This is a genomic window from Saccharomonospora azurea NA-128, assembly GCF_000231055.2.
GTDB lineage: Bacteria > Actinomycetota > Actinomycetes > Mycobacteriales > Pseudonocardiaceae > Saccharomonospora > Saccharomonospora azurea.
In genome coordinates, this window is sequence record NZ_CM001466.1 from 940,777 (window position 1) to 948,629 (window position 7,853).

Below are 7,853 nucleotides of genomic sequence, written 5' to 3' on the forward strand. Positions count from 1 at the left end.
GGCCCGCTGTGCCGCGGTGAACGAGGCGGCCCGGCTGCTCGCCGCCGCCGAGAAGTCCTGACGCCCCACCAACGCGCGGCGAGGACCCACGCGCCACGCGAGGCGTGTCGTCGCGGGTCCTCGCTACGCACTCAGGCGTTCTGAGCCCCGGCCGTCGCCGGACGCCGGGCCGGCTCGCAGCAGCGGGTCGCACACGGCGCTCCGTTGGCGGTGTCACCACCCGTCGTGAGCGTGGAGAGCTTGCGCACGGCGGCACCCTCCGTCTGCTCGCGCACGAGCTCCACGACGAGTTGCGCGAACCTCGGGTCGGAGTTGGGCGTGGCCGACCGCGCGAAGCCCATGCCGAGTTCCTCGGCCTTCTCCGCGGCCTCGTTGTCGAGGTCCCAGATCACTTCGAGGTGGTCGGACACGAAACCGATCGGGCAGCACACCACCGCGCGCACGCCGTCGCCGTGCAGCGCCTCGATGTGGTCGACGATGTCCGGCTCCAACCACGGCACGTGCGGCGAACCGGAACGCGACTGCCACACGACGTCGTAGGTCTCGACGCCCAGCTGCTCGGCCACGAGCCGCGACGCCTCCGCGACCTGGCGCGAGTAGCGGTGGCCGCCCTCCTCCGGAGGCCCCGAGGCGGCGTCGGCCGCCGTCGGCACCGAGTGGGCGACGAACACCAGCCGCGTGTCGCGGTCGCCGACCTGCTCGTACGCGGCGCGCACGGCGTCGGCGTTGGCCTCCACGAACAGGGGGTGGTCGAAGAACTGGCGCAACTTCACCAGCTGCGGCGCCTTCTCCCCCACCGCGGCCCGCGCCCGCAGAATGTCCTCGTCGTACTGGCGGCACGCCGAGTAGCCGCCGTAGGCGCTGGTGGCGAACACGAGGGCGCGCTTGACGCCGTCCGCGGCCATGCGCTTGACGGTGTCCTCCACCATCGGGTGCCAGTTGCGGTTGCCGAAGTACACGGGCAGCTCGACGCCCTGCTCCGCGAGCTCGCGTTCGACCGCCGCGATGGCCTCGCGGTTCAACCGGTTGATCGGGGACACCCCGTCGAAGTGGTGGTAGTGCTCGGCGACCTCGGCAAGCCGCTCCGGCGGTACGCCGCGCCCTCGGGTCACGTTCTCCAGAAACGGCATGACGTCGTCCGGCCCCTCCGGCCCTCCGAACGACAGCCACAGCAACGCGTCATAGTTCACGGCTTCATCCTCTCGCCGTCCCGAAGTGGTCGCAGAGCGGGGTCGACCGGTCGGGACGCGCGTCTCACTCCCGGTGCCCGCCACGCGCGTCCCACGGTACGGACGCGAAAGGGCGCCCACTGCGAACGGTGAGCGCCCTCGTCACGATGCTTCGGCGACGGCTCACTGGCCGGTGGCGTGCACCCCGCCGTCGACCATCACCATCGAGCCCGTGGTGGCGGGCAGCCAGTCCGACAGCAGCGCGCAGATGCTCTTGGCCACCGGCGTCGGGTCGGTGGTGTCCCACCCGAGCGGCGCGCGGCCGTCCCAGCCGTCCTCCAACTCGGTGAAGCCGGGGATGGACTTGGCGGCCATGGTCTTCACCGGGCCCGCCGAGACCAGGTTCACGCGGATGCCCTGCGGGCCGAGGTCGCGAGCCAGGTAGCGGTTGACCGATTCCAGGGCCGCCTTCGCCACGCCCATCCAGTTGTAGGCGGGCCACGCGACCCGCGCGTCGAAGTCCATGCCGACGATCGACGAGCCGCGGCCGAGCAGCGGCAGCACGGCGGCGGCGAGCGACTTGTACGAGTACGCCGAAATCTCGACCGCCGTGCTCACGTCTTCGGCGGGGGCGTCCATGAACGGCGCGCCCAGGCACGTCGGCGGGGCGTAGGCGATCGAGTGCAGCACTCCGTCGAGGCCGTCGACGTGCTCGCGCACGCGGTCGGCGAGCGTCTCCAGGTGCTCGGCGTTCTGCACGTCGAGCTCCAGCACGGGCGCGGGCTCGGGCAAGCGCTTGGCGATGCGCTCGACCAGCGACATCCGCCCGAACCCGGTGAGCACCACCTGCGCGCCCTGTTCCTGAGCCACCTTCGCGGCGTGGAACGCGATCGACGCGTCGGTGATCACTCCCGTGATCAGCAACCTCTTGCCTTCGAGCAGTCTGGGCACAGCAGTCCTCCAGTTCGGGGGTCGGGGAGTTGAGAGAGCCGGCGAGGTCGACGGCCGGTCAGGACACCTCAGTGCCCCATGCCGAGGCCGCCGTCCACGGGCAGGACGGCACCGTTGACGTAAGCGGCCTCGTCCGAGGCGAGGAACCGCACGGCGTGCGCGATCTCCGCGGGCTCGCCGTATCGCCGGGCCGGGATCTGCTCGAGCGCGGCGGCGCGCTGCTCGTCGGTGAGCTGGTTGGTCATGTCGGTGACGACGAAGCCCGGGGCCACGACGTTGGCCGTGATGTTGCGGGACCCGAGTTCGCGCGTCAGCGAGCGGGCGAGCCCCACGAGACCCGCCTTGCTGGCCGCGTAGTTGACCTGCCCCGCACCGCCGCTCAGGCCGATGACCGAGGAGATGAACACGAAGCGGCCGAACTTGGCCCGCAGCATCCCGCGCGACGCCCGCTTCGCGACGCGGTAGGCGCCCGTGAGGTTGGCGTCGATGACGCGCGTGAACTGCTCCTCGCTCATGCGCATCAGCAGCGTGTCGTCGTTCATCCCGGCGTTGGACACCAGCACCTCGACCGGCCCCTGGTGCTCCTCGACCTGCTTGAACGCGGTGTCGATCTGCTCGGTGTCGGTGACGTCGGCCTGCACGCCGAACAGCCCGTCGGGGGCGCCCGAACCGCGGTGGGTCACCGCCACCCGGTGGCCTGCGTCGGCGAGCTCCCGCGCGATCGCCAGTCCGATACCGCGATTGCCGCCCGTGACCAGAACGGACCGTCCCACGTGTAACTCCTCGTGCGCCAAGTTCGTCATCGATGCTGCGCCGAGGTTATCCGTTGGGCCGGATACCGCTGCGGCAGGGACCGCTACCGCCGAGTACCCCCGCGCCACGTCCGGACGGCGGCGCGGCAGAATCGAAGGCGTGTTCCGGATCGTGTTCTTCCACCCCGAGATTCCAGGCAACACCGGCAACGCGATCCGGCTGGCCGCCAACACCGGGTGTGAACTGCACCTGATCGAGCCGCTCGGCTTCTCGCTGGAGGACCGCTACCTCCGCCGTGCCGGCCTCGACTACCACGACCTCGCTCCCGTCCGGGTCCACCGCGACCTCGCCGCGGCGTGGGAGGCGTTGGCGCCCGAGCACGTGTACGCGTTCACGACGCGTGCGCAGCGCAGGCACACCGACGTCGCGTACGCCGAGGGCGACGTGCTGCTGTTCGGGCCCGAGTCGGTGGGGCTGCCGGACGAGGTGCTGGCCGATCCGCGGATCACCGGCCAGGTCCGGCTGCCGATGCTGCCGACGTCGCGGTCGCTGAACCTCACCAACACCGCCTCGATCGCCGTGTACGAGGCGTGGCGGCAGCACGACTTCCGCGGGGCCGGGCTCCTCACGTCCTGAGCCGCGGAAAAGGCCCGGCAAACACCGCCCCACGACCGCCTACGGCAGGCGCTGGCCGATCACCAACGAGCTCGCCGCCGCCGCGAGCAGCGCGATCGTGCCCAACGCCACCCACGGCCTGCTCGCGTCGACCTGCTTGGTCTCGTACCCGATCTGCTCGCCGAGATCGTCGTAGACCTTCTTGAGCTCCTCGGCCGTGGCCGCCTTGTAGAAGTCGCCGCCGGAGAGCCGGGCGATCTCGCGCATCGACGTGTCGTCCACCTCGACCGGCACCCGCTTGCCCTCGATGTCCACGCTGCCGTACGACGTGCCGAACGAGATCGTGGTGACGGGGATGTTCTTCTGCTTCGCCACGCCCGCGGCGGTGAACGCGCCCCGGGGCGCGTACTCGTCCTGCGGCACCGTCTGCTTGCCGTCGGTCATCAGCACGATGTGGGCCGGCGGCGGTCCCTCGGCCCCGCCCACGACGGCGGAGAAGCTCTCGATCGACTGGATCGCGGCGAAGATGCCCTCACCGGTCGCCGTGGACTGCGCCAGTTTGAGGTTCTCGATCGCGTGCACGACGCCGTCGCGTTCCGTGGTGGGTGCCACGAGAACCGTGGCCGTCCCGGCGAAGGAGATGAGCCCGAGGTTCACGCCCGGCGTGAGGTCCTGCGCGAACGACCTCGCGGCGTCCTGGGCCGCGCGCAGGCGGGTCGGTTGGACGTCGGTGGCCTCCATCGACAGGGAGACGTCGACGACCAGCATCACGGTGGCGCGGTTGCGGGGAACCTTCTCCTCGGTGGTGGGCCCGGCCAGCGCGACGGTGAGCACCAGCAGCGACACCACGAGCAGCGCGGCGGGCACGTGCCGGACGCGTCCCTGGCTCTTCGGCGCCACCCGTTCGAGCAGCTCCAGGTTGGTGAAGCGCATCGTCCGCTTGCGACGTGACCGCAACGCAAGCACGTAGCCCGCGACCAACGCCGCGATCACCAGGACCAGCAGGAACCACCACGGTGCGGCGAATCCCGACAAGCTCATGACACCGCCCCCGACCACCCGCGCTTGCGGCCCACGACGAACCGCACGACGTCGGCGATCCAGTCCGAGTCCGTGCGCAGCACCAGATGCCCCGCGCCCGCCTTGCGGATCGCGCGCGCGACCTCACCGCGATGGGCTTCGGCCGCCGCGGCGAACTCCTTGCGCAGCAGGGCGGACGTCCGCACCTCCCGCTGCCGTCCCGTCTCGGGATCGGCGAGGACCACCGACCCGACCTCGGGCAGGTCGACGTCGCGCGGGTCGAGCACCTCGACCGCGAGCAGCTCGTGCCGTGCCGACAGGGCCCGCAGCGGCCGCTCCCACGTCACCGGTCCGAGGAAGTCGGAGACGACGACCGCGAGCCCACGACGGCGCGGCGGCCTGCGCAGCTTGTCGACGAGCGTGGCGAGATCACCGCGGGTCCCCTCCTCCGCGCGCGGCAGCGTCGCGACCCGCCGCACGAGGTCACGGGCGTGGCCGAGGCCTCCGCGGGGCGGGATGCGGACCGTCTCACCGCCGTTGGACAGCAGCGCACCGATCCGGTTGCCCCCTCCGCCGGTCAGGTGGGCCACCGCCGCCGTCGCGCACACCACGAGGTCGCGCTTCTCGCACACGGCCGTGCCGAAGTCCAGGCTCGGCGAGAGATCGGCGACCACCCACGTCTCCAGCTCGCGGTCGGCGACCGTCTCGCGGATGTGGGGTGTGGTGGTGCGGGCGGTGACGGCCCAGTCCATGCGCCGCACGTCGTCGCCGGGCTGGTACGGGCGCGCCTCCCCCGGCTCGGAACCCGGGCCGGGCACGAGCCCCAGGTGGTTGCCCTGCAGCAGCCCGTCGAGCCGGCGCCGCACGTCGAGTTCGAGCGTGCGCAGCCCCGCTTCCAGCCGGTCACCGCGCAGGATCGGCGGCGCCCACTCGGGCCGGTCTCCCCTGGCGTCGTGTCGCTGTGTCATGGTCGCCCGCTACCTGCCGGGCACACCTGCCGGGACGGCGGGCCCGGCGCCCGGAGCCTGCGGGCGAGCCGACACCTGCGGCAGCGGGACAGCCTGGAGCACCCGGTTGACGATGTGGTCCAACGGCACGCCGTCGGCGAGCGCGTCGTAGGAGAGCACGAGCCGGTGCCGGAGCACGTCGGGCACGATGTCCACCACGTCCTGCGGCAGCACGTAGTCCCGGCCGCGCACCAGCGCCAGCGCCCGCGCACCCGAGATGATGCCCAGGCTCGCGCGCGGGGAGGCGCCGTACGAGACCCAGCCCGCGACGTCCGTGAGGCCGTGTTCGGCGGGCTGCCGCGTCGCGAGCACGAGGCGTACGACGTAGTCCACCAGCGCGTGGTGCACGAAGACCTGCGCGGCGACGTCCTGCAGCCGCACGAGCTCGTCGGGGCTCAGCACCTGCTGGGGTTCCGGCGGCGTCACGCCCATCCGGTAGACGATCTCGCGCTCCTCCTCCGCCGTCGGGTACTCGACGAGGATCTTGAACAGGAAGCGGTCGCGCTGCGCCTCGGGGAGCGGGTAGACGCCCTCGTTCTCGATCGGGTTCTGTGTCGCGAGGACGAGGAACGGGTGCGGCATGGGGAACGTCTCGCCGCCGATCGACACGTGCCGCTCGGCCATGACCTCCAGCATCGCCGACTGCACCTTCGCGGGAGCCCGGTTGATCTCGTCGGCGAGGACGAAGTTGGCGACGACCGGACCGAGTTCGACGTCGAACTTCTCGCTCGACTGCCGGTAGATGCGAGTGCCCAGGATGTCGGCGGGGACGAGGTCCGGAGTGAACTGCACCCGCGAGAAGGACCCGCCCACCACCCGGGCGAACGTCTCGACCGCGAGCGTCTTCGCGACGCCGGGCACGCCCTCCAGCAACAGGTGCCCCTTGGCCAGCAGACCCACCAACATGCGCTCGACGAGCCGGTCCTGCCCGACGATCACGCGCTTGACCTCGAACACGGTGCGCTCCAGCAGTTGCGCGTCCCGCGCCGGGGTGCCGGGCTCGGTCACACCTACCTCCTCGCTGGCGACCTGTGGTGCGTGCCCCGTGACCGTACCGGTTGGCGGAGTGCGGCTGATCACGACCGTGTCCCGCTCAGCAAACACCGCCACCGGTGTGACGGCTGTGAAGCTCGGTCAGGGGCGTAGGTCGTCCGGGCTGTCCACGTCGTGGGCCTCACCCTCCAGCGCCGGGACCTCCACAATGGACGACTTACCCAGGGTGCCACGCAACGACGCGTCGCGGGGATCGGCGGGCACGGCCGTGTCGAGCGCCCGCCTGCGCCACACGCCGACGAGCCACTGCCGGTGCCCGTCGCCGTCGACGAGGAGGGCGCCGTCGGCCCGCCCCGTCGGCGAGTCCAGGGCGCTGCGCAGCCGGGTGATCGTGTGCGGTGTGACTCCCGCGAGGTCGGCGGCGAGCACCGCGACGGTGTCGACGTGCTCGTCGAGGAGGGCGAGCGCGGCGGCCAGCGCGGCGACGGGCCCGGACCCCGCCGGTTCCTCGCGCGTCCAGCACACGCCGGAAAAGCCCTCCCGCCGGGGGCCGACGACCACCACCGGGTCGGCGTCCCCGAGTGCGGTGATCGCCCGGCTCAGCAGCGGCACACCACCGACCCGCAGCATCGCCTTGTCCACTCCGCCCATCCGGCGGGCCGCACCGCCCGCGAGCACGACACCGGCCAGTCGCGGACGCGGGCTTCGAGGGTCGGTCACTACTCCACCAGTCGGGTGACGTACGGCATCAGACCGTCGTAGCGTACCGGCGTGACGCGGACGTACCCGCCCGAGTAGGGCGCCTCGACCATCTGCCCGTCGCCCAGGTACAGCGCGACGTGGTGGATGTGGTCGGGGCCCCAGAAGAGCATGTCGCCGCGCCGCATCTGCGAGACCGGGACCTTCCGTCCCGCGTGGTACTGATAGCCGCTGTAGTGCGGCAGCGCGGTGACCGGAGCGAAGGCGTAGATCATCAGACCGGAGCAGTCGAAGCCGATCTTGCGGTAGTCGCCGTGGCTGTCGGCGATGCCCCCGTCGCGGATGCCGAAGGTCGGTCCGTCGGCATTGCCGCCACCCCAGGCGTAGGGCACGCCGACCTGCGACAGCGCGCGCGACACCACGGTCTCCACCGTGGCCCCGGCAGCGCCGGATCCCGCGGCCGAGGACGAGGCGCCGGACGGGGCACTCGCGGCGGGCGCCTGCGCCTGTGCCTGCTTCTGCCGGTCGCGCCACTCCTCGTACCGGTCGCGCTGCGCGTGCAGACCGCCCGCGACCTCCCGCGCGTGGGCGAGCCGGGTTTCGACGCGGCGCTTGTCCTCCTCGACCGACGCGAGCCGCTCCTCCT

At 71.9% G+C, this 7,853-nt stretch carries 9 protein-coding genes; 1 reads left to right on the forward strand and 8 read right to left on the reverse strand.

Annotated features, from left to right (window positions below; all coding sequences use genetic code 11):
* Window positions 1-131: 131 nt before the first annotated feature.
* The 3 genes from SACAZDRAFT_RS04215 to SACAZDRAFT_RS04225 form a co-directional block, all read right to left on the reverse strand.
* Window positions 132-1,190, reverse strand: coding sequence for a ferrochelatase (locus SACAZDRAFT_RS04215; protein ID WP_005439009.1), 1,059 nt, complete (start codon window positions 1,188-1,190; stop codon window positions 132-134).
* Between the two features lie 162 nt (window positions 1,191-1,352).
* The gene (gene fabI, locus SACAZDRAFT_RS04220; protein WP_005439010.1) at window positions 1,353-2,120 is read right to left on the reverse strand and encodes an enoyl-ACP reductase FabI; all 768 of its coding nucleotides are present in this window, start codon (window positions 2,118-2,120) and stop codon (window positions 1,353-1,355) included.
* 68 nt (window positions 2,121-2,188) lie between these two features.
* Complete coding sequence (locus SACAZDRAFT_RS04225) at window positions 2,189-2,893, reverse strand: beta-ketoacyl-ACP reductase (RefSeq protein WP_005439011.1); 705 nt, start codon at window positions 2,891-2,893, stop codon at window positions 2,189-2,191.
* A 139-nt stretch (window positions 2,894-3,032) separates the two neighbouring features.
* Here SACAZDRAFT_RS04225 and SACAZDRAFT_RS04230 point away from each other — a divergent pair, with 139 nt between their 5' ends.
* Window positions 3,033-3,509: a tRNA (cytidine(34)-2'-O)-methyltransferase gene (locus SACAZDRAFT_RS04230; RefSeq protein WP_005439012.1), complete on the forward strand. Its 477-nt coding sequence runs from the start codon at window positions 3,033-3,035 to the stop codon at window positions 3,507-3,509.
* A gap of 39 nt (window positions 3,510-3,548) precedes the next feature.
* On the opposite strand, the gene SACAZDRAFT_RS04235 is transcribed toward SACAZDRAFT_RS04230, so the two are convergent.
* The 5 genes from SACAZDRAFT_RS04235 to SACAZDRAFT_RS04255 all read right to left on the reverse strand — a co-directional run.
* Window positions 3,549-4,529 (reverse strand): VWA domain-containing protein, encoded by a 981-nt coding sequence (locus SACAZDRAFT_RS04235; protein WP_005439013.1) that lies wholly within the window; start codon window positions 4,527-4,529, stop codon window positions 3,549-3,551.
* Window positions 4,526-5,476 (reverse strand): DUF58 domain-containing protein, encoded by a 951-nt coding sequence (locus SACAZDRAFT_RS04240; protein ID WP_005439015.1) that lies wholly within the window; start codon window positions 5,474-5,476, stop codon window positions 4,526-4,528. Before SACAZDRAFT_RS04240 ends, SACAZDRAFT_RS04235 begins: the two co-directional genes overlap by 4 nt.
* Window positions 5,477-5,485: 9 nt before the next feature.
* On the reverse strand, window positions 5,486-6,523 hold the full coding sequence (locus tag SACAZDRAFT_RS04245; protein WP_005439018.1) for an AAA family ATPase: 1,038 nt from the start codon (window positions 6,521-6,523) through the stop codon (window positions 5,486-5,488).
* A 126-nt stretch (window positions 6,524-6,649) separates the two neighbouring features.
* Complete coding sequence (mobA, locus tag SACAZDRAFT_RS04250; RefSeq protein ID WP_005439020.1) at window positions 6,650-7,228, reverse strand: molybdenum cofactor guanylyltransferase; 579 nt, start codon at window positions 7,226-7,228, stop codon at window positions 6,650-6,652.
* Window positions 7,228-7,853: NlpC/P60 family protein (locus SACAZDRAFT_RS04255; protein WP_005439022.1), on the reverse strand; the 626-nt coding region annotated here is incomplete at its 5' end. The genes SACAZDRAFT_RS04255 and mobA, both read right to left, overlap by 1 nt.

Coding starts and splice junctions, on each gene's coding strand:
- SACAZDRAFT_RS04235 (WP_005439013.1), bottom strand. CDS start 4,529: ATGAGCTTGTCGGGATTCGCCGCACCGTGGTGGTTCCTGCTGGTCCTG.
- SACAZDRAFT_RS04240 (WP_005439015.1), bottom strand. CDS start 5,476: ATGACACAGCGACACGACGCCAGGGGAGACCGGCCCGAGTGGGCGCCG.